This is a genomic window from Streptomyces sp. NPDC033177, from assembly GCF_055577715.1.
The window spans coordinates 858,533-884,510 of the sequence record NZ_JBVIPS010000001.1; the positions used below are offsets into that span (position 1 = coordinate 858,533).

26 protein-coding genes and 1 pseudogene are annotated in these 25,978 nt (G+C 69.4%); 16 read left to right on the forward strand and 11 right to left on the reverse strand.

All coding sequences use genetic code 11. The features are described 5' to 3' along the window. The first annotated feature begins 25 nt into the window (after nucleotides 1-25). Complete coding sequence (locus ACZ5U5_RS03835; protein WP_469016935.1) at nucleotides 26-1,456, forward strand: sensor histidine kinase; 1,431 nt, start codon at nucleotides 26-28, stop codon at nucleotides 1,454-1,456. Then, a complete protein-coding gene (locus ACZ5U5_RS03840) occupies nucleotides 1,453-3,060 on the forward strand; it encodes a SpoIIE family protein phosphatase (protein ID WP_469015809.1) in 1,608 nt (535 codons plus the stop codon). Before ACZ5U5_RS03835 ends, ACZ5U5_RS03840 begins: the two co-directional genes overlap by 4 nt. Before the next feature lie 29 nt (nucleotides 3,061-3,089). Here the strand turns inward: ACZ5U5_RS03840 and ACZ5U5_RS03845 are convergent, their stop codons facing one another. Beyond that, nucleotides 3,090-3,467, reverse strand: coding sequence for an STAS domain-containing protein (locus tag ACZ5U5_RS03845; RefSeq protein ID WP_469015812.1), 378 nt, complete (start codon nucleotides 3,465-3,467; stop codon nucleotides 3,090-3,092). A 302-nt stretch (nucleotides 3,468-3,769) separates the two neighbouring features. Here ACZ5U5_RS03845 and ACZ5U5_RS03850 point away from each other — a divergent pair, with 302 nt between their 5' ends. Next, nucleotides 3,770-4,159: an ATP-binding protein gene (locus ACZ5U5_RS03850; RefSeq protein ID WP_469016938.1), complete on the forward strand. Its 390-nt coding sequence runs from the start codon at nucleotides 3,770-3,772 to the stop codon at nucleotides 4,157-4,159. A gap of 16 nt (nucleotides 4,160-4,175) precedes the next feature. Here the strand turns inward: ACZ5U5_RS03850 and ACZ5U5_RS03855 are convergent, their stop codons facing one another. The 3 genes from ACZ5U5_RS03855 to ACZ5U5_RS03865 form a co-directional block, all read right to left on the reverse strand. Beyond that, nucleotides 4,176-5,354: an acyl-CoA dehydrogenase family protein gene (locus ACZ5U5_RS03855; protein ID WP_469015814.1), complete on the reverse strand. Its 1,179-nt coding sequence runs from the start codon at nucleotides 5,352-5,354 to the stop codon at nucleotides 4,176-4,178. Between the two features lie 168 nt (nucleotides 5,355-5,522). Then, a complete protein-coding gene (locus ACZ5U5_RS03860; protein WP_469015816.1) occupies nucleotides 5,523-5,966 on the reverse strand; it encodes an ATP-binding protein in 444 nt (147 codons plus the stop codon). 98 nt (nucleotides 5,967-6,064) lie between these two features. After that, the gene (locus ACZ5U5_RS03865; RefSeq protein ID WP_469015819.1) at nucleotides 6,065-6,805 is read right to left on the reverse strand and encodes a GntR family transcriptional regulator; all 741 of its coding nucleotides are present in this window, start codon (nucleotides 6,803-6,805) and stop codon (nucleotides 6,065-6,067) included. Nucleotides 6,806-6,903: 98 nt separating this feature from the next. On the opposite strand from ACZ5U5_RS03865, the gene ACZ5U5_RS03870 reads away from it, so the two are divergent. Then, a complete protein-coding gene (locus ACZ5U5_RS03870) occupies nucleotides 6,904-7,998 on the forward strand; it encodes a DUF1152 domain-containing protein (RefSeq protein ID WP_469015821.1) in 1,095 nt (364 codons plus the stop codon). A gap of 132 nt (nucleotides 7,999-8,130) precedes the next feature. Here ACZ5U5_RS03870 and ACZ5U5_RS03875 read toward each other — a convergent pair whose 3' ends face one another. Then, nucleotides 8,131-8,505 (reverse strand): hypothetical protein, encoded by a 375-nt coding sequence (locus ACZ5U5_RS03875; protein ID WP_469016941.1) that lies wholly within the window; start codon nucleotides 8,503-8,505, stop codon nucleotides 8,131-8,133. Nucleotides 8,506-8,586: 81 nt separating this feature from the next. Between ACZ5U5_RS03875 and ACZ5U5_RS03880 the strand changes: the two are divergent. From ACZ5U5_RS03880 to ACZ5U5_RS03890, 3 genes and pseudogenes are all read left to right on the forward strand, one after another. Further along, nucleotides 8,587-9,258 (forward strand): annotated as a pseudogene (locus ACZ5U5_RS03880) (transposase family protein). Between the two features lie 809 nt (nucleotides 9,259-10,067). Next, nucleotides 10,068-10,460, forward strand: a complete 393-nt coding sequence (locus ACZ5U5_RS03885; RefSeq protein WP_469015824.1) for a hypothetical protein — start codon at nucleotides 10,068-10,070, stop codon at nucleotides 10,458-10,460. Between the two features lie 266 nt (nucleotides 10,461-10,726). After that, nucleotides 10,727-11,119 (forward strand): hypothetical protein, encoded by a 393-nt coding sequence (locus tag ACZ5U5_RS03890; RefSeq protein ID WP_469015826.1) that lies wholly within the window; start codon nucleotides 10,727-10,729, stop codon nucleotides 11,117-11,119. A gap of 335 nt (nucleotides 11,120-11,454) precedes the next feature. Here ACZ5U5_RS03890 and ACZ5U5_RS03895 read toward each other — a convergent pair whose 3' ends face one another. Continuing rightward, nucleotides 11,455-13,674 (reverse strand): NADP-dependent isocitrate dehydrogenase, encoded by a 2,220-nt coding sequence (locus ACZ5U5_RS03895; protein WP_469015828.1) that lies wholly within the window; start codon nucleotides 13,672-13,674, stop codon nucleotides 11,455-11,457. 228 nt (nucleotides 13,675-13,902) lie between these two features. On the opposite strand from ACZ5U5_RS03895, the gene ACZ5U5_RS03900 reads away from it, so the two are divergent. Next, the gene (locus tag ACZ5U5_RS03900) at nucleotides 13,903-15,153 is read left to right on the forward strand and encodes a cytochrome P450 family protein (RefSeq protein WP_469015831.1); all 1,251 of its coding nucleotides are present in this window, start codon (nucleotides 13,903-13,905) and stop codon (nucleotides 15,151-15,153) included. Here ACZ5U5_RS03900 and ACZ5U5_RS03905 read toward each other — a convergent pair. After that, a complete protein-coding gene (locus tag ACZ5U5_RS03905; protein WP_469015834.1) occupies nucleotides 15,143-15,568 on the reverse strand; it encodes a phosphodiester glycosidase family protein in 426 nt (141 codons plus the stop codon). The genes ACZ5U5_RS03900 and ACZ5U5_RS03905 overlap by 11 nt on opposite strands. Nucleotides 15,569-15,718: 150 nt before the next feature. Next, entirely contained in the window at nucleotides 15,719-16,243 is a 525-nt protein-coding gene (locus tag ACZ5U5_RS03910) for a CGNR zinc finger domain-containing protein (RefSeq protein ID WP_469015836.1), read from the reverse strand. Between the two features lie 26 nt (nucleotides 16,244-16,269). Here ACZ5U5_RS03910 and ACZ5U5_RS03915 point away from each other — a divergent pair, with 26 nt between their 5' ends. Both ACZ5U5_RS03915 and ACZ5U5_RS03920 read left to right on the forward strand, forming a co-directional pair. Then, nucleotides 16,270-16,809, forward strand: coding sequence for a GNAT family N-acetyltransferase (locus ACZ5U5_RS03915; RefSeq protein ID WP_469015839.1), 540 nt, complete (start codon nucleotides 16,270-16,272; stop codon nucleotides 16,807-16,809). A 178-nt stretch (nucleotides 16,810-16,987) separates the two neighbouring features. Then, nucleotides 16,988-17,236: a hypothetical protein gene (locus ACZ5U5_RS03920; RefSeq protein WP_363206270.1), complete on the forward strand. Its 249-nt coding sequence runs from the start codon at nucleotides 16,988-16,990 to the stop codon at nucleotides 17,234-17,236. Nucleotides 17,237-17,252: 16 nt separating this feature from the next. On the opposite strand, the gene ACZ5U5_RS03925 is transcribed toward ACZ5U5_RS03920, so the two are convergent. Next, nucleotides 17,253-17,651 carry a VOC family protein gene (locus tag ACZ5U5_RS03925; protein WP_469015842.1) on the reverse strand — a complete coding sequence of 133 codons (399 nt, stop codon included), beginning with the start codon at nucleotides 17,649-17,651 and terminating at the stop codon, nucleotides 17,253-17,255. Nucleotides 17,652-17,813: 162 nt separating this feature from the next. On the opposite strand from ACZ5U5_RS03925, the gene ACZ5U5_RS03930 reads away from it, so the two are divergent. The 6 genes from ACZ5U5_RS03930 to ACZ5U5_RS03955 all read left to right on the forward strand — a co-directional run bounded on the left by ACZ5U5_RS03930 (nucleotide 17,814) and on the right by ACZ5U5_RS03955 (nucleotide 23,384). Next, the gene (locus tag ACZ5U5_RS03930; RefSeq protein ID WP_469015844.1) at nucleotides 17,814-18,563 is read left to right on the forward strand and encodes a hypothetical protein; all 750 of its coding nucleotides are present in this window, start codon (nucleotides 17,814-17,816) and stop codon (nucleotides 18,561-18,563) included. A 282-nt stretch (nucleotides 18,564-18,845) separates the two neighbouring features. Beyond that, nucleotides 18,846-20,627, forward strand: a complete 1,782-nt coding sequence (locus ACZ5U5_RS03935; RefSeq protein ID WP_469015847.1) for a sensor histidine kinase — start codon at nucleotides 18,846-18,848, stop codon at nucleotides 20,625-20,627. 115 nt (nucleotides 20,628-20,742) lie between these two features. After that, on the forward strand, nucleotides 20,743-21,162 hold the full coding sequence (locus tag ACZ5U5_RS03940) for a roadblock/LC7 domain-containing protein (RefSeq protein WP_363206274.1): 420 nt from the start codon (nucleotides 20,743-20,745) through the stop codon (nucleotides 21,160-21,162). Then, entirely contained in the window at nucleotides 21,159-21,521 is a 363-nt protein-coding gene (locus ACZ5U5_RS03945) for a DUF742 domain-containing protein (RefSeq protein WP_361840052.1), read from the forward strand. Before ACZ5U5_RS03940 ends, ACZ5U5_RS03945 begins: the two co-directional genes overlap by 4 nt. Beyond that, the gene (locus tag ACZ5U5_RS03950) at nucleotides 21,502-22,116 is read left to right on the forward strand and encodes a GTP-binding protein (RefSeq protein ID WP_363206275.1); all 615 of its coding nucleotides are present in this window, start codon (nucleotides 21,502-21,504) and stop codon (nucleotides 22,114-22,116) included. Before ACZ5U5_RS03945 ends, ACZ5U5_RS03950 begins: the two co-directional genes overlap by 20 nt. After that, entirely contained in the window at nucleotides 22,113-23,384 is a 1,272-nt protein-coding gene (locus ACZ5U5_RS03955) for a cytochrome P450 (protein WP_469015851.1), read from the forward strand. The genes ACZ5U5_RS03950 and ACZ5U5_RS03955 overlap by 4 nt, the downstream gene beginning before the upstream one ends. Before the next feature lie 42 nt (nucleotides 23,385-23,426). On the opposite strand, the gene ACZ5U5_RS03960 is transcribed toward ACZ5U5_RS03955, so the two are convergent. Continuing rightward, entirely contained in the window at nucleotides 23,427-24,653 is a 1,227-nt protein-coding gene (locus ACZ5U5_RS03960) for a cytochrome P450 (protein ID WP_469015854.1), read from the reverse strand. Between the two features lie 177 nt (nucleotides 24,654-24,830). Further along, complete coding sequence (locus ACZ5U5_RS03965; RefSeq protein WP_469015857.1) at nucleotides 24,831-25,568, reverse strand: chitinase; 738 nt, start codon at nucleotides 25,566-25,568, stop codon at nucleotides 24,831-24,833. Nucleotides 25,569-25,978 lie beyond the last annotated feature (410 nt).

Below are 25,978 nucleotides of genomic sequence, written 5' to 3' on the forward strand. Positions count from 1 at the left end.
CGTGCCTGCTGACTCTCCCCGGCACATCCCCGGAGGTTGCGTCGCCGACGTGAGCCACGAGCCGCACACGGTGGCGTCCCTCGGCCTTGCCTCCGCGCAGGACGTGTTCCGGCTCAGGCGCGGCGCGCAGCGGGCGGCCGCGGCGCTCGGCCTCGAGAACCAGGACCAGGTCCGACTGGCCACCGCGCTGAGCGAGTTGGGCCGGGACCGTCTCAGCTGCGGTGCGAGCACCGTCGCCTTCCGTTCCGAGTCCGGCGAGCAGCCCACTCTCGTCGTGACGCTCGAGTGGGTCCGCGGCCGGGAGCCGACGCCGGAAACCCTGCAACTGGTCTCCCGGCTCGTCGTGAGCGAGTTCGCGCCCCATGAGTCGGGCGGCCGCGTCACCGTCCGACAGCCGCTGCCGGTGAACCACCTCACGGGCATCGAGATGAACGAGCGCCTGACCCAGGCCCTGGGCCAGGCCGGTGCGACCACGGAGACCGACTGCCTCAGGACCCAGACACGCGATCTGATCACGACGCTGGAGGAGACCCGGGCCCAGCGCGAGGAACTGCGCCGTCTCAACGAGGAACTGCGCCGCCTCAACGAGGAGTTGGAGGAGACCAACCAGGGGGTGCTCGCCCTCTACACGGAACTCACCAAGGAACTTGAGACCACCAACATCGGTGTACTCGCCCTGCACTCGGAGCTGGACGAGAAATCCCGGCAGCTCCGAGAGGCCAGCGAGGCCAAGACCCGGTTCTGGACCAACATCAGCCACGAACTGCGCGCACCGATCAATGCCGTCGTCGCCCTGGTCCGCCTGCTCCTTGACCCTGGTTCGGAACCGTTGACGGCGGAGCAACGCCGACAGATCACGTTGATCGAGGCGTCGGGGCAGACGGTCCTGTCACTCGTCAGCGACCTCCTCGACGTCGCCAAGGCCGAATCGGGCCTGCTCGACGTCCAGCACGCGCCGGTCGACCTGCGTCTGCTCGTGACCCAGCTCAGCGCCACGTTCGAGGGCACCTACGGAGGCAAGGGCATCTCGGTCGTCACGCCGGACCTGAAGGTTCTGCCCACGGTGGTCACCGACGAGAAACTCCTCACCCACGTCCTGCGCAACCTGATGTCCAACGCCTGCAAGTTCACCGAGGAGGGTGAAGTGCGGCTGGACATCAGCGTGAACGACGAGCGGGCGCCGTCCCTGCGCGTCACGATCACAGACACGGGTGTCGGTATCCCGGCAGAGGAACTCAGCCGCGTCTTCGAGGAGTTCTACCAGGTCCGAGGACCTCACCAGAGCGGGCATGCGGGCACCGGACTCGGACTGCCCTACGCCCGCACCCTCACCGAACTCCTCGGGGGCACGCTCGGGCTCACCAGCACGCTCGGGGTCGGCACACGGGTGGAAGTGCTCGTCCCGGTTCACACACCTGACAGACACGGCGAGGAAGCCGGCGGAGGCGCACAGTGATCGACAACTCTCAGGACGCCACTCATGCCAGCATCCTGGTCGTCGAGGACAGTGAGACCAGCCTGTACCTTCTCACCAGCTGGCTGGAGCGTGCGGGACATGAAGTGATCGGCGCGAAGAACGCGGGTGAGGGCCTCAGCCATCTCACCGCGGCGGACAAGCCCTTGCCGGAGATCGCCATCGTGGACGTGCGCCTGCCGGACATGAGCGGCTTCGAGCTGAGCGAGAAGATCAAGAGCAACGCCGGCACGGCCGCCCTGCCCGTCATCCACATCTCCGCGTCGGCCGTCAGCGCGGAGGATCACGCCGAAGGGCTGCGGCGAGGTGCGGACACCTACCTCAACCAGCCGCTCGATCCCGATGAGTTGCTCGCCACAGTCACGGCCACGCTGCGCTACGCCAGAGCACGGCGCCGAGCGGAGCAACTCGCCGAGCGGCTCCTCACCCTCAACGAAGCAACCATGTCCGTCTACAGCGCCATCGGCTTCCACTCCTTCGCCTCGGCGGCCACCGGGGGCGCCGCACGGCTCCTGTCGTCCCCGGCCAGCGCGGTCTTCCTCTCGCCCGAGGGGCAAGCGGTCCACAGCACGAGCGACGGCCGGGCCGCGGCGACCCGAACGTACGCGGCACGGCCGGACGTGCTCGACCGGCTGCTCCAGCAGAGCCTGGGCGACGGGACCGGTGCGGTGATCGCGCAGGTCTCACGGGGACAGTGGCAGGCGTTGTTGCGCGCTGACCACCTCGACGGCGGACACATCGCCATGGCGGTGGCGCGGACCAAGCGCGGACGCCCCCCTGTCTGCCTCGCCGTCCCCTCCGGCGCACTCACCGGAACGGACGACGAGCATCTCCTCCAACAGCTGGCCCACGCCTGTGCGCTGGCACTGGAGGCGCTGCGCACCTACAACGAGGAGCACACGCTCGCCCTGGCGCTGCAGCGCTCCTTCCTGCCGAGCGACCTGCCCACGGTCGACGGCATCGACCTGGCCTTCCGCTATCTGCCCGCCTCCGAGAACGCGGAGATCGGCGGGGATTTCTACGAAGCGATCCCCACCGCCGATGGCCTGTTGCTGGCGATAGGCGATGTGCTCGGCCACTCGCTCAGGGCGGCCACCGTGATGGGCGAGTTGCGTCACGCGCTGCGTGCCTATGCCTTCGAAGGGCACCCGCCCCAGCAGATCCTCGGCCACCTCGAAACACTTCTGGCCCACTCGCAGCCGACCGTGACGGCCACCCTCTGTCTGGTCCTCGTCGAACCAGGGGGGCGGCGTCTGCAGGTCGCCAACGCCGGCCACATCCCCCCGCTCGTCGTCGGCCCGGACGGCCACGCACGGTTCCACACTCCCCACGGACCGATCCTCGGACTGCGTGCGCCCCACCCGGCCCCGACGGCCTTGTCCACCCCACCGGGCACCCGGCTGCTGCTCGTCACCGACGGACTGGTCGAGGTGCGCAACATCTCCCTGAGCGTCACGCTCACCGCCTTCATGGAGGCGGTCACGGCCGGCCCGCCCGGACTGCAGGACCTCAGCGACCATCTCCTGGACAGGTTCGGGAGGGGGAAGGACGACGACATCGCGCTGCTCGCCGCGGATCTGCACTGATCAGGAGAGAATCCGGTCAGGGGGACCGGTCACTTGTCGAGGGCTTCGCCGAGTGTGGGGAGGATGTCGATGAAGGTGTCGATGCCGACGATCTCCAGGGTCCGGATCACGGACTCCGCGGGGCCGGCAAGACGCAGCCAGCCGCCGGCCCCGGTGAGATCCCGGTGGGCGGCGATGAAGACGTTGATGGCGCTGGAGTCGATGAAGGTGACGCGTCGCAGATCCACCACGGCGCGGGGACGGGGCGCCGCGACGGCTGCGAGCGCCCGGCGTACGTCAGCGCTGGTGTCCAGATCGATCTCACCGGCCACCGTCAGGACCGTGACGTCGTCGAGAGGCGTGACGACGACCGAGAACTGCTCGGTCCGCCGGGCTCGTTCGCTGCCAGCCATTCGTTCCTCAGCCATGCTGACGATGCTTGCACATTTGGAGCCTCGTGTGTCGGGCCGACGGTAACGTACACCCGATGCCAGTAGGCCGGAGGGGCCGGTTGAGGCCGTGGGGAAGGGTAGTTCGGGCCGACATCGCGGGCACGGGTGTGCCGGCACGATCGGAAAAGGGTCCATGGGACGAATGATCTGCGAGGCACGCCGTGGATGACGACGGCAGGCGGCGGGAGGACCCGGCCGCGGAGACTGTGGAGTTCACGCGGTCTGTTGCGGCCGCGGAGAGCGCCGAGTCCACGAAAGCCACGACATTCTCCTTCGAGCTGGACGGGACGGTCCCGTGCATCGCCCGGGCGCGGCAGCTGGCCGCCGAGTTTCTCGCCCGGATGCGGGCCGACCACGGTTTCCCCGTCTCGCGGCGCGCGAAGGATCTGACTCAGTTGGTCATCAGCGAGTTGGTGACCAACTCCCTCAAGTACGCCCCCGGCCCCGTCCTGGTGAACCTGCGGATCACCGGTGGGGCGATCGAGGTGGTGGTCCGCGACTCCGTGCCGGTCCTGCCGCGGGCCCGCCCCGCCGACGCGGGCCGGGTGGGCCAGCACGGGCTGGAGATCGTGCTGGCCGTGGCCCAGGTCTTCGAGACGCGACAGGAGGAGTCGGGCAAGAGCATCACCGTCACCATCGCGCTGCTCGACGACCTGAGCAGCACCTGATCCTCGGGGCACGGCGTCAGCGGCGCACCCTTGGCATCCCCAGGCCGATCCAGGAGATGATCTCGCGCTGGATCTCGTTGTTGCCGCCGCCGAAGGTGAAGATGACGGCGCTGCGGTAACCGCGTTCGAGTTCGCCGTGGAGCACGGCGCCCGCGGAGCCCTCCTTGAGCGAGCCCGCCGAGCCGACCACTTCCATGAGCCAGGCGTACGCGTCCCTGCGCGCTTCGGAGCCGTACACCTTCACGGCGGAGGCGTCCTGGGGGGTGAGGGTGCCCTCCTGGACGGCGTTCACCATCTGCCAGTTGAGGAGCTTCATCGCGTCCAGCTTGGTGTGCGTCCTGGCCAGGCGCTGACGGACCCAGCCCAGGTCGATCACGCGGCGGCCGTCGGCGAGCTTGGTGTCGGCCGCCCAGCGCTGCACGTTGTGGAAGGCGCGGATGGCCATGGTGCCGTGGGCGGCGAGCGTGACGCGTTCGTGGTTGAGCTGGTTGGTGATGAGCCGCCAGCCCTTGTTCTCCTCGCCCACGCGGCGCGAGACGGGGACGCGGATGTTCTCGTAGTAGCTCGCCGTGGTGTCGTGCGAGGCGAGGGTGTTGATGATGGTGCAGGAGTAACCGGGGTCACTCGTCGGCACGAGGAGCATGGTGATGCCCTTGTGGGGCGGGGCGTCCGGGTCGGTGCGGACGGCGAGCCAGACCCAGTCGGCGGTGTCGCCGTTGGTGGTCCAGATCTTCTGCCCGTTGACGACATACTCGTCGCCTTCGCGGACTGCCTTGGTCTTCAGGGCGGCCAGGTCGGTGCCCGCGTCCGGCTCGCTGTAGCCGATCGCGAAGTCGAGTTCGCCGGAGAGGATCTTCGGCAGGAAGTACGCCTTCTGTTCCTCCGTGCCGAACTGCATCAGCGTCGGCCCGACGGTGTTCAGGGCCATCAGCGGCAGTGGGACGCCGGCCTGCGCGGCCTCGTCGAAGAAGATGAACTGCTCCATCGGCGAAAGCCCACGGCCGCCGTACTCCTCGGGCCACCCGACACCGAGCCACCCGTCACCGCCGAGCCGCCGGATGGTCTCCCGGTAGAACTGCTTCTGAGTGGCGGGATCGGCGTAGCGCGCGTACGCGTTGTCGGGCACCAACTCGGCGAAGTACGACCGCAGCTCGGTACGCAACTGCCGCTGCTCAGGCGTGTATTCGAGGTGCACGACCCCTCCTGCTTCCGCTGTCTCCCCGGGCGTGGGCTTGACGGCGCACACAGTAGAACGCGTTGCAGAAATAGGGAATGGCTGACGGCAAAGGCCTCTGGCCGGCGGAGGGCTGGCCCTGCGCCCTCTCGGGGTGACCGCGCCTCTTGGCCAGGTCTTGGCCAGGTCCTAGTCTGGCTTGAAAGCCCGGTGCATCAGGAACACAACAGCCGTCCCACCATGCCGACTCGGGCCGGACCACCATTCATCGGCCAGCGCGTCGACAAGGATGAGGCCCCACCCATGGGCTTCCATGGCCTGGGGTGTACGCAGGCGGACGTGGGCGGGACAACCGGGATTGTGCACGTCCACGCGCAGCGTTTCACCCAAGCGATACCAGCGCACGCGCACCCTCCAGGGCTCGTCCGCTTCCCCGTAGAGGATGGCGTTGGTAACCAACTCCGAGACCATCAGCACGCAGTCATCGATGGAGCAGTCGAGGTGGTGCGGCTCGGTGAACTTCCTGAACCAGCGGCGAGCCCGCCCGACCGACTCCGGGAGGGGATAGAGGGTCATCCCGCCGAGTGGTTGGAGTAGGCCATCGTCGCCGGAGTTGCCGTCGGTGCGCGTCATTGCGCATCCCCTTCCGGTAGGTGGCTAAGACCACTTACCGGATAGTGGCATTGGCCACTTCGGGCAGCAAGCGATTCCGGAAAACCTCCGTCCTCCACTCACCCCAACGGGTACCCCTGCTCGAACGCCCAGCGCCCCGGCGGATAGACGGCCTCCGCGAACTCCAGCGGACGATCCTGCAGGTCGTAGACGGCATGGTGAACTACCAGGACGGCAGCGGGCAGTTCGAGCCCGAGCTCGTCACCCTCCTCCGGAGTGGCCAGTCGGGCGCAGACACGGTCTTCGCCGTAGCTGCCGCGCCGCCCGGTGGCTTCCTCGACGTACGAGACCGTCCCCTCCCGGATCCGCTCGGGCTCCAGGAGCCGGGGCGCCCGGCGGCCCACCTCGGCCGGGAACCAGGACGTGGACACCTCGACAGGCGCGTCTGCCGAGTTGGTCACGCGCCGCCGCTGAACAGCCGCCCGATCCTTGCCGAGTTCGAGCGCTTCGGCCACGTGATCGGGTGCCTCGGCGTACCCGGCCGACGCGATGACCGCGTACTCCCCCGGCCCGTAGATCACCCCGGCCTGCCGCGCCCGCCCATAACGCTCACGCGCCCGCCGATGCACCTGCTGATCACGTACGTACGTCCCCGAGCCCTGCCGCTTCTCCACGAGCCCCTGATGCCGCAGCGCCTCCAGGGCGCGGGCGCTGGTGGGCCGGGAGACGTTCCAGTCGAGGGCCAACTGCCTCTCGGATGGCACCTCTTCACCTGGCTGCAAATCCCCACGCAGGATCTGATCGCGCAGATGCTGGGCGATCTGCAGGTACTTGGGCAAGGCCTCAGCGATCTCGGGCAACGCGACTTCCCTTCAACCGACTACCAGCTGGCTAATACCAGTAGCCACTATAGGTGCGCACGGAAGGGACACACAGGACGCACCGATACCCTGTTCTCGTGAAGCGGCTCATTGTGGCAGCCGGAGGCGGCGGCGACGCGGTAGCGGCGGCGATGCTGCACGCCGCCCTGTACGGGGACGACGACGGGCCGGCGCTGATCCTGACCTACTCCTGGGACCGCCTGATCATCGACCCGGTCCCGGGCCCGCGCTCCCCCTCCGACTTCACCGGCCTGTACCAACTCACCCCCCACGTCTGGGCAGTCCCCGGCACCGCAACCCTGAAGCCACCGCACGCGGCGACACTCCCCCGCCTCGCGGCCGAACTCCCCCACACCTTCGCGCTGATCAACCCGTACACCGGGACAACGGGCATCACCCGCCAACTCAACGAACTGATCGCCCACTTCGCCCCGAAGACGATCGACGTACTGGACGTCGGCGGCGACATCCTGGCCCACGGCGACGAACCCACCCTGCGCAGCCCCCTGGCCGACGCCCTCACCCTGGCCGCATGCGCACAGGCCGACGCGCCCGTACGCCTCCTCGTGGCGGGCCCAGGCCTCGACGGCGAGCTCCCCGCGGACATCCTCCGCCCACGCCTTGGCCCCCTGATCACGACTTTCACGCCCGAACACGCTCAGGCAATCGTTCCCATCCTCACCTGGCACCCCTCCGAGGCAACGGCCCTCCTCGCCGCCACAGCGCTGGGCGCCCGAGGTCTGTGCGAGATCCGCGACGCCGGCCTCCCGGTTCCTCTCACCGCCGAAGGCCCCACCGTCCACCAGGTCGACCTGGCAACGGCGTTCGCCGCAAACCGCCTCGCCCAAGCCATCACCGCCACGACAACGCTCGACGAAGCAGAGAAAGCCTGCCGCACCGTCTGCGGCACCTCCGAGATCGACTACGAACGCGAGAAGGCACGCGGACTGCTGCTCCGGCAGCAGGAAAACCCCACCACCCCGCACGACCTACTGACCCAAATCAAGGAATTCGAGAAGGCCGCAAGTACACGAGGAGTCACACACACAACAGTCCGCCGCCTAGCCGAGGCCCTGGGCCTCACCAACGAAGCACTCCCGCACCTCACCCAACTCAACGCCGCGCGCCACGGCCACCTACCGGCATCGGTATGGAAGATCCACCACAGATGAGTTGCAGGATGCGCAGGAAGCCCAACACGGTCCTCACCTGTGCAGAGCCCCTCATTGGGGTTACCGACCCAAAGGGCTGTCCCGTAAGCACGGCCCTTCCCCTGAGCGAGGGGCCTCTCCGCGCTCCCCCGATCAGCCGAAGGCGAGCTCGACGTCCTTGTCCACGCAAAACCGCAGGACGGTGATCAACCGGCTGATGTCTTCGATGCGCCGTCGAAGGACGGGGTCGCCGTCGTCAGACTGACGTTGGTCGAGAATCGCTTCCAGCCGGGGCAACATGGCCGCGCATTGAGCGGGTGCGAGGTCAGGGCCATCGTCGTCTGGATGGTTGAGCAGTGGCGCCAGCGTGCTGGAGACGCTGCACCACTGGCGTTCTCCGCCGAAGCCGTCCATCTCGGTGAGGGTGAGCCCCTCGGCCTGGGCCAACCAGCTCCTGAACATGCTGAAGCCGGTGTAGGACCAGGAGATGTCCGGGCTCGCCACGTCGTCGTCGCCGGGAAAGAGCATCAATCCCACCTTGTCCCCCTTGGTTGCTCGTAGCCCAGGATCGCCGTGAGGAAGGGTGTCGGCAACTGAAATGATCTCCGGATGGCTGGTGTGATCACGGCGTTCGATCCGTCCTGGATAGCCCCGTTCACCGGGCTGAGCCCGCGTTGCTTCGGCCAGTTACTGACGGCCGTGCGCCACCAGACTGTGACAGAAGCGCATCGCGGGCTGCCCTGGGGGCTACCGCTGGAGGACCGCGTCCTCCTGGTCACGGCATATCGGCGCACGAACTTGACGATGCGCCAGATCGCCCCGCTCTTCGGTGCTTCGAAGTCGGCAGCGGGCCGGGTCATCGACCACATCGGCCCGCTCCTCGCGCTCCAGCCGCGCCAGCGGTTCGCGAAGGACATCGTGCTCATCGACGCCGACACCCGCTTGGTCGCCGTGGTCGGCCGACCCCTGCCCGGAAACCGCCACGACTCCCGCGGCTGGGTGGAATCCGGCGCCAAGGACGCCGTCGGCAAGACCATGACCATCGCTGACGCGGCTACCAGGGCACCAGCCTGGTCATCCCGCACCACCGGACCAAGGGCCAGGACCTCCCGGCCTAGAAGGAAGGACACAACCGCTCCCACAAACGGGGCCGAGCCCGTGCACACCTTCGCCCGGAGGAAGAGCTGGAAGATCCGGCGCGACTGCCGTTTCAAGGGCGACGGCGTGCACCACGCCAAGCTCGCCATCGCCCGCCTGCACAACCTCACCCTCGCTGGATGAGAGGCGAGTTCGTAGAGCAGTCGTCCGCATCAACACCTCACCCTAGATTGCTTACGGGACACCCTTTAGCCCTCTTGGCCTCGCTCTGGGCCAACACAGCGAGGCCCGTCACGGTTTCCGTCTAATTCAGCTCCGTTCACGGTCATTCAGACGACCGAAGGCGGTGGCCGCTCCCGCGACCGGCCGAGCATGAACGAACGTGAACGCCCCTGCACGCACACCCACGCAGCACCACCACAGTTGGAAAGCGTGCTCCTGCTGTAGGCACGGGAGGGAGCCGTGCGCGGTCGGCTCTGGCAGGTCATCCGCTGGCCGTCGACGAAGCCTGACCGTCGGTTGGGTCCCGGACGATTCTCCGGGCCGCCCCCAGACAGGTCGGGGATGCAACCATTCCCTTCAGAGTTGGAACCCCCGGTAGCCGACCGCGCGCTTGAGACCCTAAAGGTAGGCCCTGACAACGACTCTGCGTAGGACGGGCCGTCGAGCGGTGAGTGTCTAACTGCGTGGCAACGCCGACGAACAGCGGCGGACGAGCACGAACTTTTGCGGACCGTCAGCGCAGGTAAGGGGCGCGCCCATGGCAATGGTCCCGCCCAAGCGCTTCGGGACGAAGTGGTCATCGCGCAAGGTGCCACCCGCGCGTTTCCGCGGCCAAGCGCTGCCCGTAGCCTGAACCTGTGTCGATCGGTCAAAGGTCAGTGAGCACTCTCCAGCTGAAATGGCAACTGGTGGGACGTGGTTGGGCAACCTGCCACCTAGCCGATGGATCTCAGACGGCCACACTGACCGCCAGCTACTGCACTGACGCGTTGGCGGACCTCGTGGCAAGCACCGGAGGGCTCTACGGGCAGCAGCACTCAGCCCGGTTCTTCTTCGACGGCGAGCCCCAAGAGCTCCGCTGGGCGCTCCGAAGTACGAGTGACGCGGTCGAGGTGACCATCTACGAGTTTCCCGACATCGCCGTCAGCCTCGACTATCCAGACTCCGATGGCACCGTGTTCTGGCAGTCGACCCATCCGCGTAGGGCGTTCACTCACGCTGTCTGGGATGCCGCCAACCCTGTGCTCAGGGAACATGGCGAGACTGGGTATCGCGCCAAGTGGGTGATGCATCCATACCCCTTCGGACTGGTCCAGGACCTCCGTAGGCTGCATATCCGGGACGACGTCTGCCACCTGCCCCACGACCTGCCATGCTCGTAGACAGCGCGGCCAGCCGTCTCAGTTTCCGTCCCATTCAGCCACGTTCACAGCAGATCAGATGGGAGCAGGGCCAACCTCGGCCCACACAGAAAACAACCGCCCATGAACACAGGTGAACGGCTCCGTCCGGGTAGCAACCCGCCTAGCGGTCCAACGCTATTAACGATTCCGCCATGCAAGCTGAGCAACCATCCATAGATCACCTCAGTTTGCCGAGCTGAGGTAGTAGCCGCGGCACGGTTCCCCAAGAGCCATACAGTGTCGCCATGTTCGAGACGATCCGTTGGCGTTGCTACGCGCATGTGGGCGACCGCCGTGGTGCCGAGCGTGTGGTCGACCGCATCGGAGAGCTGTTGCCGCACACCATCGAGATCGAAAGTTACGAGCGGTACTGGAAGTTCCCAGAACTGGCCGAGCTGCGGTTCGCCTCTCCTCTCTGTTGCAGCACTCCGGAGGACGCACTCCTGACCACCCTTCAGTGGGCATGGAAGGTCGCGACGCCCTGGAGCCTCAGCGGCCCGGAACCAGGGGTACGTCATGAGTTCTGGGGCATCGCGTCCTCTAATGTCGGTGCCAGTTTCAGCGTCGCCGGCATCGAGTGGATGGAGTTCACCATCACTGATCGCCAAGAGAAGCCCTGTGTGGACAGGGCGAGCTGACTCCACTAGTGGCATACCGTCCCGAGGGATATCGCCGGCCCTTGCCCGGAAGACCGGGTGAAGCATCTGCTTGCGGAGATGCACGAGACGCACCGGGAACTGACCGCCCACGACGGTGCCGAGGCCCGGCAGGCGGGCGCCCCGCCGGAGCCACCCTCATGGCTGAGGGGGCAGGCAGCAGCGGCGTGAGGCCTTGCGTCACCCGCCATAAAGGCCGCCAGGGCGCCGTAGGCCGTGAACACAGATACGGGGCCCCGGTTCGTGTCCACGCGGACGCAGGTCCGCCCCGGTGGGATGGTTCCCACCGGGGCGGACCTGTGTCAGCCGGAGTTGCGTCAGCCGAGCAGGGCCAGGGCCTTGTTCAGGGTGGCGGACGGGCGCATCACCGATGCGGCCTTCGCCTCGTCGGGCTGGTAGTAGCCGCCGATGTCGACGGGCGAGCCCTGGACGCCGTTCAGCTCGTCGACGATCGTCTGCTCCTGCTCGACCAGCGTCTTGGCCAGCGGGGCGAACGACTCCGCGAGCTGCGCGTCCGCGGTCTGCTTGGCCAGCTCCTGGGCCCAGTACATGGCCAGGTAGAAGTGGCTGCCGCGGTTGTCGATGCCGCCGACGCGGCGGGTCGGCGACTTGTCCTTCTCCAGGAACGTGGCCGTCGCGCGGTCCAGGGTGTCGGCGAGCACCTGGGCGCTGGCGTTGTCCGTGGTCTGCGCGAGGTGCTCGAAGCTGGAGGCGAGGGCGAGGAACTCACCCAGGCTGTCCCAGCGCAGGTAGTTCTCACGGACCAGCTGCTGGACGTGCTTGGGGGCGGAGCCGCCCGCGCCCGTCTCGAAGAGACCGCCGCCGTTCATGAGCGGAACGATCGACAGCATCTTGGCGCTGGTGCCGAGCTCCAGGATCGGGAACAGGTCCGTGAGGTAGTCACGGAGCACGTTGCCGGTCACCGAGATGGTGTCCTCGCCGCGGCGGATGCGCTCCAGGGAGAACGCGGTCGCGTCCACCGGCGACATGATCTCGATCTGCAGGCCGTCGGTGTCGTGCTCGGGCAGGTACGCCTTGACCTTCTCGATGAGCTGCGCGTCGTGCGCGCGGGTCTCGTCGAGCCAGAACACGGCCGGCGAGCCGGTCGCGCGGGCGCGGTTGACGGCCAGCTTGACCCAGTCGCGGATCGGGGCGTCCTTGGCCTGGCACATCCGGAAGATGTCACCGGTGGAGACGGCCTGCTCCAGGACGACGTCGCCGGCCTCGTTCAGGACGCGCACCGTGCCGGGCGCGGCGAGCTCGAAGGTCTTGTCGTGGCTGCCGTACTCCTCGGCCTTCTGCGCCATGAGACCGACGTTGGGCACCGAGCCCATCGTGGACGGATCGAAGGCGCCGTTGGCGCGGCAGTCGTCGATGACGACCTGGTACACGCCGGCGTAGCTGGAGTCGGGCAGCACAGCGAGGGTGTCGTGCTCGCCGTCGTCCGGACCCCACATGTGGCCGGAGGTGCGGATCATCGCGGGCATCGAGGCGTCGACGATGACGTCGGAGGGCACGTGCAGGTTCGTGATGCCCTTGGTGGAGTCGACCATCGCGAGCTCCGGGCCCTCGGCGAGCTCGGCCTCGAAGGACGCCTTGATCTGCTCGCCCTCGGGAAGCGCGTCGAGGCCGTTGAGGATGCCGCCCAGGCCGTCGTTCGGGCTCAGGCCCGCGCCGGCAAGCGCCTCGCCGTACGCGGCGAACGTCTTCGGGAAGAAGGCGCGCACGACGTGGCCGAAGATGATCGGGTCGGAGACCTTCATCATCGTGGCCTTGAGGTGCACGGAGAACAGCACGCCGTCGGCCTTGGCCTTGGCGATCTGCGCGGTGAGGAACTCACGCAGCGGACCCACACGCATGACGGAGGTGTCGACGACCTCGCCCGCGAGGACCGGTACGGACTCGCGCAGCACGGTGGTGCTGCCGTCCTCGCCGGTGAACTCGATGCGCAGCGTGTCGGCCTCGGCGATGGTCGCGGACTTCTCGGTGGAGCGGAAGTCGTCGACGCCCATGGTGGCGACGTTCGTCTTCGAGTCGGCCGTCCAGGCGCCCATGCGGTGCGGGTGCGCCTTGGCGTAGTTCTTCACCGAGGCGGGGGCGCGGCGGTCGGAGTTGCCCTCGCGCAGGACCGGGTTGACGGCGCTGCCCTTGACCTTGTCGTACCGGGCGCGGATGTCCTTCTCCGCGTCGGTCTTCGGGTCCTCCGGGTAGTTCGGCAGCGCGTAGCCCTGCGACTGCAGCTCGGCGATGGCCGCCTTCAGCTGCGGGGTCGAGGCCGAGATGTTCGGCAGCTTGATGATGTTCGCGCCGGGCGTCTTGGCCAGCTCGCCCAGCTCGGCGAGTGCGTCTTCGATGCGCTGGCTCTCCTCGAGGAACTCGGGGAAGAGAGCGATGATGCGCCCCGCCAGGGAGATGTCACGGCTCTCCACGGCGACCCCGGCCGTCGAGGCGTAGGCCCTGACCACCGGCAAGAACGAATAGGTCGCGAGGGCCGGGGCCTCGTCGGTCTGGGTGTAGATGATGGTCGAGTCAGTCACCGGGTGCTCCGCTCCACGTCTGCAACATTGCTCGACATCAAGATATCTCGTGATCGCCCGCTTCCACGAAGCGGCCCCGCATTGCGGGCGTTACAGCCCGTAGCCTTGTCACGGTCCGTGCTCCGGGCCGCCACGGACGGTTGCTGTCCGGTTCCCACAAGGTCCGGTCCCCTGTTCCTGGCGGTCACAGGGCCTCTGCCGCCGGGCCTCCGCGACGAGGATGAGCGAGTGATCACTCCCCTGGATCCCGCGGACCCCGCCTTCGCACGCGACCCGTACCCCTTCTACGCGCGCCTGCGTGACCAGGGGCCCGCCGTGCGGGTCCCGCTCGCCAACGGGACGTACGCCTGGCTCGTCACGGGGTACGAGCGGACGCGGGCCGTCCTCGCCGACCCCCGCTTCTCGAACGTGCCCCCTCGGGACGCCGGACGTCCGAAGGAGGACTCGCCCGCGCGGCACGCCCGCGCCTGTCTGGCCCGGCACATGCTGAACTCCGACGCCCCCGACCACACCCGGCTGCGTCGCCTGACCACCGCGGCGTTCGCCCCGCGCCGCGTCGACGCGCTGCGGCCCCGGATCGAGGAGCTGACCGACGGCCTCCTGCAAGAGATGGCGCGGCAGCTGCGGCAGGAGGGGAGCGTGGACCTCGTCGACGCCTTCGCCTTTCCGCTGCCCGTACTGGTCATCGGCGAGGTGCTCGGGGTACCGGAGGCCGACCGGGCGGATCTGCGGGACTGGACCTACCGGGTCGGCTCGCCCGCCGACGCGCTGGAGCCGGGGGCCGTGGACGAGGCATGGACCGGTCTGTACGGCTACTTCACCGCGCTGATCGCCCGCAAGCGGCGCGCACCGGGACCCGACCTGTTCAGCACGCTGACGCGGGGCGTCGGCTCCGGCCAGGAGGGCGGGCTCGACGACGGGGAGCTGCTTGCCATGGCGTTCCTCCTCCTCTTCGCGGGTTACGAGACCACGATGAACCTGCTGGCATCGGCGTCGCTGCTGCTGCTCACCCACCCCGAGGAGCTGGCCGCGGCCCGCCTCGATCCCGCGCGCTGGCCCGCCGTCGTCGAGGAGACACTCCGCCACGCCAGCCCGCTGGAGGGCACGACGTGGCGGCACACGACCGAGGAGGTGGACCTCGGCGAGGGCGTGGTCATACCCGCGGGCGCCTCCGTTCTCGCGGTACTCGCCGCCGCCAACCGCGACCCGCGGCATTTCCCCGACCCGGACGCCTTCCGCCCCGGCCGCCACCTCCCGGACGAGTCGCCCGAAGGAACCCGCACGGCGCCCCACGCCGCCTTCGGCCACGGACCGCACTTCTGCGTCGGCTCACGCCTCGCCCGCCTGGAGGCGACGATCGCACTCCCTCGGCTCCTGACGGCCTTCCCCACCCTCCGCCTGACGGCCGGCCCGGCCCAACTTCCCTACCGTCCGGGCCTGTTGGTACGCGGCCCCAGCCGCCTCCCCGTCAGCGTGTGAGCAACAGCGCGTCGCCCACCGGGCGTTCAGAGCCGTCCGACGGGGTGTTGACGACCTTGCCGTTCACCGTCATCGTGACGGAGCCGCCGCCGTCCAGGGCCATGGCGTGCACCGCGCCGAGCGACTTCATCAGTTCCGCCCCTTCGCCCAGGCCGAGACCGTCGCTGAGGCCGGGCTGCCGGCCGTCCGCGCCCACCAGGAGCAGGCGCCCCTTCCGGTCGACGCCGATGAGCATGCGCGGGTTGCGCTTGATGCCCCAGGTGTACGCGAAGGAACGGTCACCGGCGCGCACGATGCCGTCGGCGCCGTAGTTGACCGCGACCTTGCCGCCGCGCACCAGCTCGGGGCCGCCGTTGACGATGTCGTCCTGCGGACCCAGCGGACTCCTGGATCGCGTAGGGACACCTGCGGGCACATGGGCGCGCCTGCGGGCGCAGGCGCGGAGCGCTCGGAACGCGCGTCGACACGCAGTGAACGCGAGCGCGCGGACGGCGGTCGATCCCAGGAGTGAATACCAGAAGTCCGGCCGGAAAACAGGCCCCGCGCCCGGCATTTGAGCGCTGATTCAGGCGCGCAGGACCCGCGCCCGGTGCCGGCGGACCGCGTCCCGGTTGGCGCACCGCTGGGAGCAGTAACGCTGCCGCCCGGTGCGTGAGGTGTCGGCGAAGATCGTGACGCACTCGGTCACGGCGCACCGCCGGAGCCGGTGCATCCCCCGCCCTGCCAGGTGCAGCGCCGTGCCCACGGAGATCAGTTGATGGAGCAGGGCGCCGAGCGGCTGCTGTTCCTCGCGATAGTGCAGGTGCCAGCCCGAGCCCGCGTGGTCGGTCAGCCGTGGGTGGGCGGTGGACGCCGCCAGCATCTGATTGAGCAGGTCGGCACGCTCGTCCTCCTCTGCGGCGTCGACGACCTTCTCCCACTGGTCCAGCGCGTGGTGCGCGCGGTCGAGGTCCCCCGGCGTGACGGGGCGCTCCAGGACGAGCCCGGCGGCGCGGCAGCGGTCCGCGAGTTCACCGGCGGTCTGCGGGCGCCGGTTGGCGAGGGCGGCGGCCAGATTCACGACCTCCTCGCCGTAAGGGTTGAGGTGCACAAGACCATTACATCAGGCTGATCGTCATGTCACGACGCACCGAAGACCGCACCCCCGCACGCCCCTCCACCAACCCAGCGGCGCGCCCGGCGACGCTGGACGACATCGCGGAGCTCGTACGTCTGCGGGCGCTGCTGTTCGAGGATCTCGGCGGCGCGTACTTCAGCCCGCCCTCGGCCTCGGGGGCCACCGACTGGCAGAACGACCTGGCCGCGGTCCTTGAGGACCACATGGCCACGGAAGGCATGCGGATCCTCGTCGTGGACGGCGTCGGGGGCGCCGGGAACGGAAGGGGCCTGGCCGCCTGCGCCATCGGCTCGGTCGAGCAGCGGCTGCCCGGCCCGCATCTGCGCAACGGCCGGGTCGGCCTGGTGATCGGCGTGGTCACGGACCCGGCACACCGGCGGCGGGGCCACAGCCGCACGCTGATGCGGGACCTGCTGGCCTGGTTCCGGGAACGCGAGGTGACCCGCGTGGACTTGTATGCCTCCCCCGAGGGCGCCCCCCTCTACCGCGACCTCGGCTTCGTCGACCACCCCGACCCGGCCCTGTACTGGCGCCCTTGACGACGGTCGCGGGCGGCTTCGTGCCAACCGGCCCCGCTCGTGTGGCCGAACCGGCCCCGGCGGGCCACGGTGAAGCAGTACGAGGTGTTGCCGCGAGCGCGGCGGGTAGCCGCGCCTGCGCAGCGGAAAACGCCGTGAGACCGCGCGGGACGAAGTGACAAGGACTGGAGGGAACGCCGTGAGCGAGGAACTGCCCGAGACCCGGGGCGAGGACGAGACACCCGTGCCGAGGGATCTGCCCGATCAGCAGGCGTCGGACGAGGAGGACCACTGGGAGCCGGACGACGACGCGGCCACCACGGGCAACGCCCCGGACGCCGACGACGACGTACCGGACACCGACGAGGCGGGCACCGGTCGGCGTGGAGCGCCGCACTCGGGCGGCGTCCGCCCGGACCAGCCGGTGCCGGACGAGCCCTCCGGCTGAGCGGGAGTCGCCGCGCTCAGCGAGACACCCTCGGCTCGGCGGACACGGCAAGGGTGAACGAGTGCCCTGCCGGGTCGCTGTAGGTCCGGGTGTCCCGCGGGCCGGAGTTGTCCTTGGTGTCCACGGGCCGGGCGCCCAGGCCGACGGCCTCGCGCTCCGCCTCGTCGATGTCCCCGCGGTCCACCAGGATCCTGAGGTGCGCCTGCTGGGAGTCCTCGGGGCGCGGCCAGCTCGGAGGCGCGTAGCCGTAGTCACGGTGGATCGCCATGCACAGGCCCTGCTCGTCGTACACCTCGACGTAATCGGGGTCGGTGCCCATGCCGGCCGTGCCTCCGAGCAACCCCGCGTAGAACTCCGCGAGCTCCTCGGGTTTCGCGCAGTCCAGGACGATGACGGCAGTCTTCTTCACACCCATGGGGTCCCTCTTCGGTCGGCATCAAGTCAGCATGGTTCGGAATGGAGACGGGCGGCCGCTCGGGCGGCCGCCCCACGGCTGTCCGAGTGCCCCGCACCGGCCGCCTCAATCGGCGTGCGTGTGTGGGCCGTGGGGCGTCACGGCGCGGGCGACACTGGTGGCATGCGCCTCGTAGACCCATGCCAGCCCCCGTCCGCCTACGGCCGTCTCCACGTCGAGCGGCACGACCTCTCGCCCGCCCGCTGGCTGGAGCAACGCCCGCCCCACGACGACGGATTCGGCACGGTCGCGGGGGTCTGCGCCCCCGGCTTCGACGCGTACGCGCGGATCCTGCACCCGGCCTGGCTCGGCACGAAACCGGTGCGGTGGGACGAAGTGGCCGCCGTGTACGGGCGGCCGGTGTCGGCGGGGACGCGCTGGCACGAGCTGATCGGCCTCGGGGGCGACCGGCTTCTCTACCGCAACGAGGACACCCCGGCCGTTCCCGGCGTCTGGGACGAGCATCCCGACGAGGGCCCGACCCCCGCTTCCGTGTCCCGCGCCCTGATCTCCGTGCTGTCCGGGCACACCCGCACCCCCGACCGCTGCTGGTACGGGCTCTGGGAGGGGTACGGCCAGTACAACTGGGACGGGTATCCCGTGTTCCGCACACCGGGCCGCCACGAGATCCTGCTCTCCGGCCCCCTTGACGACGCCGACTCACCCGCGTTCCCCGTTCGCGGGGGCGAACCCGATGAGGCGGCACCCGAGCTCCCCGACCTCTGGTGGCCCGAGGACCGCGCCTGGTGCGTGGCCGGAGACGTCGATCTCGTGAGCACGTACGTCGGCGGAACGGCGGCCTGTGTCGCGGATCTCCTCGCGGCTCCGGGGCTGGAGGCGTACGAGATCACCGAGACCTCGCCGGTCGACTGATCCGCCGCCTCATCGTCGCCGCAAGGAGTCGCCGTAGTGTGGCGCCGTAGAGTCGAACTCCATTATCACGGCGCCGTGTTCGAGGGGTCAGATCGCGACGAAAGCCCCTTCGGGGCGGCCTGTTCCGCCTCGCTGTCCTCGGCGCTCCGCGGGGTGACTAGCATGGCGCGATGTGTGGTCCGGAAGATCGCCGTCCTCTTGGCGTTCCCGCCGGGCCCGCGACCGATGCGTACATCGGTCGGCTCGTTGCTTACCTGCACTCAAGGACCGAGGGACCGCTGAATGCCCGTGCCTGCTCCTCCCAGCCCGCACCGAATAGCGAAGGCGCGCCGGCCCGCGTCGACCCTGCCCGTGGTCGTGCTGGTGGTGACCGCCGTGGCCGGTGCCGTGGCGGGCGTCATGGCACCGGACAACGCCCGGGTCTGGACGGTGGCTTCGGTCCTGGCCGGCTGGCTGTGTCTGGCGATCGCGCTTGTGACGACGTCCCTGCACGTCAAGCGGGTCCGTGCGGCCGCTGACGCGGACCACGCCGAGGCCGCCGCCCTCAAGGCGCAGATCGCGCGTCAGGGTGCCGAGTCCGCGCACCTGCTGACCGTCACGCTGCCGACCGTGATGAAACGGCTGCGTGACGGGACAAGCGCGAGCGAGACCCTGGCGCAGACGGCGCCGCCGTCGGATCCGCAACTGCGCCAGATCGTCCACGAGTTCGCCTCCGTGGTGGAGGAGACCGTGCGGCACGCGGCCGACGTCGACTCGCGGCGCGACCAGGCCCAGGGTCAACTCGCACAGGCCGCGGCGGAATTGGACCAGTTGACGGCGGTGACGCTGCCCACCGCGATCGAGCGGCTGCGCGAGGGCGCCTCCGCCGACACGGTCCTCGCCGGCCTCGACTGGCCGCGCAATCCCCTGCTGCGGGTACCCGCTGAATCGTTCATCCGGGAGCTCGCCTACAGCGAGCGGCGCGCCGCGGCGGCGCAGGCCGCCTCCGCCAAGGCGCTGAGCCGCGTGCAGGCCAAGTCCGTGAGCATGCTCGCCGACCTGCGCGACATGCAGGAGCGGCACGGCGTGGAGGTCTTCGGCGATCTGCTGCGCCTGGACCACAGCACCTCGCAGCTGGGTCTCATGACCGACCGTCTCGCCCTGCTGATGGGTGGCCGTTCCAGCCGCGCCTGGAACAAGCCGATCGTCATGGAGAGCATCCTGCGGGGCGCGGTGGGCCGGATCTCCGCGTACCAGCGGGTGCGGCTGCACTGCTCGACGACTGTGGCCATCGCCGGATTCGCCGCCGAGGGCGTCATGCACGTCCTCGCCGAACTCATGGACAACGCGGCGAACTTCTCCCCGCCCATCGACGAGGTGCACGTCTATGTGGAGGAGCGCAGCGCCGGGATCGTCGTGACGATCGAGGACAGCGGCCTGAAGATGGCCGACGCGGCGATGCGCCGCGCGGAGGAGTCGGTCTCCGGGAACATCACGGACCTGGCCTCGCTGCAGGGGACCCGCCTCGGTCTCGCGGTGGTCGGGCGCCTCGCCGCCAAGTACGGCATGAGCGTCAACTTCCGCCCCTCCTCACGCGGCGGCACGGGCGTCGTGGTGCTGCTGCCCCCGCAGCTCCTGGCCCAGCAGCGCGACCCCGCTCCCCAGCAGCTCGCCCCGCGCGGCGTCGAGCCGGCGCCAGCGCCGCTCCCGGCGGCCCCCGCACCGCCGGCCCCGGAGATCCCCGCGGCCCCCGAGCAGCCCGCCGCCCCCGCACAGCCCGCGGCCGCTCCGGCGGAGCCAGGGCCGGCGCACGCACGTCCCGCGGCCGCCACACCCAACGGCCTGCCCGTGCGCGCCCCCGGACGCACCATGGCCGAGGCGGAGCGCGAGCGCGAGCAGCGCAGGGCGGCGTCCGACGCAGCGGCCGGATCCGGGGCGCTCTCCGGCGACGCGGGGCTGCCGCCGCGCGACGCCGGGTCCCGTTTCGGTGCCTTCCACCGCGGGCGGCGGGCGGCGGGCGACGTGCCCGGCTCCCCCGCGGCGCCCGAGTCCCCCGCCGAATCCGGGCCGCCGCCCGCCGAGTAGACCGAAGCCACCCGCACGGCGCCCGGGCTCTGGCGCCCCCTTCCCCGCTCGTAATTCGTGAGATTGGAGGGACGGGCAGGTGACCGGACGACCCGCGCATCTCGCCCCGCCTACCATGCAGACCACTGACAACAGCCTGACCTGGCTCCTGCAGAGCCTCCTGAAGCGCACCCCCGGTACGCGGCACGCCCTGGTGCTCTCCCGGGACGGCCTGAAGCTGTGCTGGAGCGAGCATCTGACGCTCGACCAGGCTGACCAGCTGGCGGCGATCTGCTCCGGTATCCAGGCGCTTGCCCAGGGCGCCTCCATGGAGTTCGGCGACGGGACCGGCGGCGTCCGGCACTCCATGACCGAGTTCCACGGCGGGCTGCTCTTCATCGTCGAGGCCGGCCAGGGAGCGCACCTGGCGGTGGTGGCGGAGGAGAACGCCGATCCCGGAGTGGTGGGGCATCAGATGACCGAACTGGTCGAACAGATCGGTGAGCACCTGCGCGCCGAGCCGCGCGCCCAGACCGAAGGCAGCGGCTCCTCGTGACGCCGCGCAGGCCCGTGGACATCGGTGATCCGGACCGGCTCTACACGGTCACCGGCGGTCGCAGCCGCGCCGACGACGATTCGTTCGACCTGGTCACGCTGGTGGTGAGCGAGTGCGAGCCCACTGCCGGGATGCAGTCGGAGCACGTACGGATCCTCGAACTGTGCCGGCATCCGACGGCCGTGGTGGAGATCGCGGCGGAGATGAAGCTGCCGATCACGGTGGTGCGGATCCTCCTTGGTGACCTGCTCGCGATGGGCCGGATCACCGCCCGCCACCCCCGCGCGGCCGGCTCGGCCGCCTCGATCCCCGATTCCGCCCTTCTCAAGGAGGTGCTCCATGGGCTCCGCAACATCTGAGCTGCCCTCCCGGACGCCGCTGTCCGACACTGCCGAGACCGGCCTGAAGATCGTCGTCGTGGGCGGCTTCGGGGTCGGCAAGACCACGCTGGTCCGCTCGGTCAGCGAGATCCGTCCGCTGAACACCGAAGAGGTGATGACGCAGGCCGGTGTCGGCGTCGACGAGACGGCCGACGTGGCCGCCAAGACCACGACGACCGTGGCGTTCGACTTCGGCCGCATCAGCCTCAACGAGCGTGTGGTCCTCTACCTGTTCGGCGCTCCCGGGCAGGAGCGCTTCTGGTTCCTGTGGGACCGGCTCTTCTCCGGCACGCTCGGGGCGGTCGTCCTGGTCGACACACGGCGGATGGACGACTCCTGGTACGCCATCGACCGGCTCGAACACCACAAGACGCCGTTCGTGGTGGCCGTCAACCGGTTCGACGACGACACCTCGACCCATTCGCTGGAGGAGATCCGGCAGGCGCTCGCGCTGCCCGACCACGTGCCGCTGATCGACTGCGACGCACGGGTGAGGTCGTCGGGCAAGGACGTCCTGATCACCCTCGTGGACCACCTCTACGCACTGGCCATGGCCCAGGAGATGACAACGTGACCGAGCCGACCGGATCCCCCTTCGAGCAGAGCCCGCCGCCCGGGTGCCCGGCGCACGCGGGTACGGGCGCGGTGCGCCTGGGCGGTCTGGAGTACCAGCAGACGCCGTCGCAGCTCTACCGCAGCCTGCGCAGGGAGCACGGCGCGGTGGCGCCGGTGCTCCTCGACGGTGACGTGCCCGCGTGGCTGGTGCTCGGCTACTCCGAGGTCAGTTATGTGACGGGGCACGACGAGCTGTTCGCCCGTGACTCGCGGCGCTGGAACCAGTGGGAGAACATTCCCGCCGACTGGCCGCTGCTGCCGTTCGTCGGCTACCAGCCCTCGGTCCTGTTCGCCGAGGGCGAGGAGCACCGCAGGCGGGCCGGGGTCATCACGGAGGCCCTCGAAGGGGTCGACCAGTTCGAACTCGCCCGGGACAGCGCCCGGATCGCCGACCGGCTGATCGCCGAGTTCGCCGGCAGCGGCCAGGCCGAGCTGATGGACGCGTACGCGCACGCGCTGCCCATGGTGGCCGCGGTGCAGATGTGCGGCATGCCGGAGGCGAGCACGGACACCCAGCAGCTGGTGGACGACCTGCGGATCTCGCTCGACGCGCACGAGGGCGACGACCCCGTGGCGGCCTACACGCGCGTCGCCGAGCGCATCCAACTCCTGGTCAAGGAGAAGCGGGAGAAGCCCGGCGCCGACGTCACGTCGCGGATGCTGACGCACTCGGCGGGCCTCACCGACGAGGAGATCGTCCAGGACCTGATCTCCATCATCGCGGCGGCCCAGCAGCCGACGGCCAACTGGATCTGCAACACGCTGCGGTTGATGCTGACCGACGAGCGGTTCGCGCTCAACGTGTCCGGCGGGCGGCTGAGCGTGGGCGAGGCGCTCAACGAGGTGTTGTGGCTGGACACGCCGACGCAGAACTTCATCGGCCGCTGGGCGGTGCGCGACACCCAGCTCGGCGGGCGGCAGATCCGTGCGGGCGACTGTCTGGTGCTCGGCCTCGCCGCGGCCAACACCGACCCGCAGATCTGGCCCGAGTCGCACGTCGGCCCGGAGAACTCCGCGCACCTGTCCTTCAGCCACGGCGAGCACCGCTGCCCGTACCCGGCCCCGCTCCTCGCCGACGTCATCGCGAGGACCGCGGTCGAGACGCTCCTGGAGCGGCTGCCCGACCTGGTGCTCGCGGTGGAGCCGCACGAGTTGACCTGGCGGCCGTCCATCTGGATGCGCGGTCTGACGTCACTTCCGGTGCAGTTCACGCCTGTGGCGCACTGAGCCGGTGCCGGGGCGCCGCCTTCGGGCGGCGCCCCGGAGCGGTCAGGCGGTGGCGGGCGTGAACTCCACCGGAAGCGACTGCGGCCCCCGGGTGAACACACCCTGCTCCACGGGGTCGAAGCCCTTCGCGAGCCGCACGTCCGGCATCGCGTCGAGGAGTTGGTCGACGCCGATCTCCACCTCGGCCTTGGCGAGCAGCGCGCCCACGCAGAAGTGCCGGCCGAGAGCGAAGGACAGATGGTCGGCGGCGGCGGAGAACGCGGTCGTCGTGGTCAGGTCGTCGCGGAAGATGTCGAAGCGGTCCGGCTCGCGGTAGCGCTCCTCGTCACGGTTGGCCGAGCCGATCAGGCAGGTGACCGTGGCGCCGGTGGGGATGGTGCCGCCGGTGACCTCCACGTCGGTCGCGGACTGCCGCATGATCATGTGGACGGGCGGTGTGTACCGCAGGGTCTCGGCAAAGGCGCGGGCGATCAGGCTGCGGTCCTGCCGGACGGCTTCGAGCTGCTCGGGGTGCATGAGGAGGTTGGCGAAGATGCTGGCGATGGCCTTGTCGGTGGTCTCGCCGCCCGCCGCGAGCAGCAGGCTGCAGAAGGCCTTGATGTCCTCGTCGCTCATGCGTACGCCGTCCACCTCGGCGGCGCACAGCGTGGAGAGCAGGTCGTCGCCGAGGTTGTCGCGGCGCTCCCGGATGATCGGGATCATGTAGTCGGCGAACTCCACCCGGGTGCGTTCACCGGCCGCCGCGACCTCGGCGTCGCCCGCCAGGTTGCCGAGGAAGGCGATGACGGTGGTGTACCAGCCGTGGAAGCGGGCGTGGTCGGACTTGTCGAGGCCGAGCATGTCGGCGATGACGTTGACGGGGAAGCGGGTGGCGTAGCCCTCGACCAGGTCGACGCTGCCGGTGTGCCGGAAGGTGTCGATGAGTTCACGGGAGTTGCGTTCTATGACGGGCAGGAATTTCTCCTGCAGGTCACTGCCGCGGAAGGCCGGTGCGACGAGCGCGCGCCGCACGGAGTGCTCGCGGCCACTGAGCTGGAGGATCGTCTTGCCGTGGACGGGCTCGATCTGCCAGTCGTAGTTGTCGGTGGTGAACTGCGAGGCCTTGTCCTTGAACACGCGCTCGACGTCCCCGTACCGCGAGATGATCCAGCTCTGTGTCGCCTCGTGCCAGAAGAGCGGCGCGTTCTCCCGCATCGCCTGGTAGGCCGGGTACGGATCCTTGGCGAACTCGGGCGAGAGGATGTCAGGGACCTGCTGCGCGGTGGACATGTGGCTCCTAGGTCGGGAAAGGCGACGCGCTCCAGGCTATTGATCACTTACGGAGCCAACCAGCCCCTCCCGGCCGATCGTTGAGCACTACACTAATGTTGGCCGAAAATCGCCCCTCGCCCCATCGGGTCGAAACCGATGGAGCGAGGGGGAGCACGGGCCCGGCGGCCGGGGCCGTCAGCAGCTGAGCTTGTCGCCCGGGGCGACGCCGAGGATGCCGGTGAACTTCGTGTAGTTGTTGACGCGGCTCTGCATCTGCCCGGGGTTGGCTCCGTCGCATTCGAGGGTTCCGTTGATGCTGCGGATCGTCTCGCCGAATCCCGCGCCGTTGACCATGGCGTTGTGCGGCGTCATGGTTCCCGGGCCGTTCTGCGTGTTCCAGTACCAGAGGCCGGTCTTCCATGCCACGGCCGGATCGTTCTGCACGAGGTCGGGGTTGTTCAGGAGGTCGATGTTCAGGGCGTCGCCCGCCGCCTTGTAGTTGAAGTTCCAGCTGAGCTGGATCGGGCCGCGGCCGTAGTACTTGTCGTTGCCCGCCGGGCAGCCGTAGGGCTGCGAACTGTCGCAGTAGTGCGGGTAGTTCGCGGTGTTCTGCTCGACGACGTGCACCAGGCCGCCCGTCTCGTGACTGACGTTCGCCAGGAAGGCCGCGGCCTCCTGCTTGCGTACGGTGTCACTGCCGGTCTCGGTGAACTCGGGGTAGGCGCTGAGCGCCTGGGTGAGCCCGCTGTAGGTGTAGAAGGAGTTCCGGTTCGGGAACATCTCGTTGAACTGGGCCTCGCTGACGAGGAATTCCGCCGCGGCCCGCTCCCCCGGTGCCGCCTTCTCGGCGGAGGCGTTGGGTGCGAGGGTCAAGAGGGCGAGTGCGGCGGCGGACGCGGTCGCGGTCAGCGCGGCAAGGACACGAGGACGCATGAGGGATCACTCCTTGGCGGGTCGGCCCATGCGTGCGCACGGCCACCCGTCACGTGGTGGGGGGGGGAGGGATACAGGTCCGTCTCTTGAGCGCGCGTGAGGGGTGGGAGGCGCGAAGAGACGCGGCAGGATCCACCGGTGATCACACCGGAGCACCGGGAGCTGCAGCTCTCCGGAATGGCTCCTACCGTTGGACTAGACCATACCGAGTGACGCGTCCGCGTCAATAGTCCTTCAGGTGTCCACAGTGGAAAGCGGCGAACGCGGGGCACATTCCGGTCTGTCCGCGGCGAACCCGCACGGCCGTACAATGAAGCGGTGTCGGGCAGGCCCCTGCTCCGCCCGGCCACCTGTGCTCAGCCCTCCACGGCCCAGAAGGTCCCCAGCGACCGGTCGTGCGGCCCGCAGGT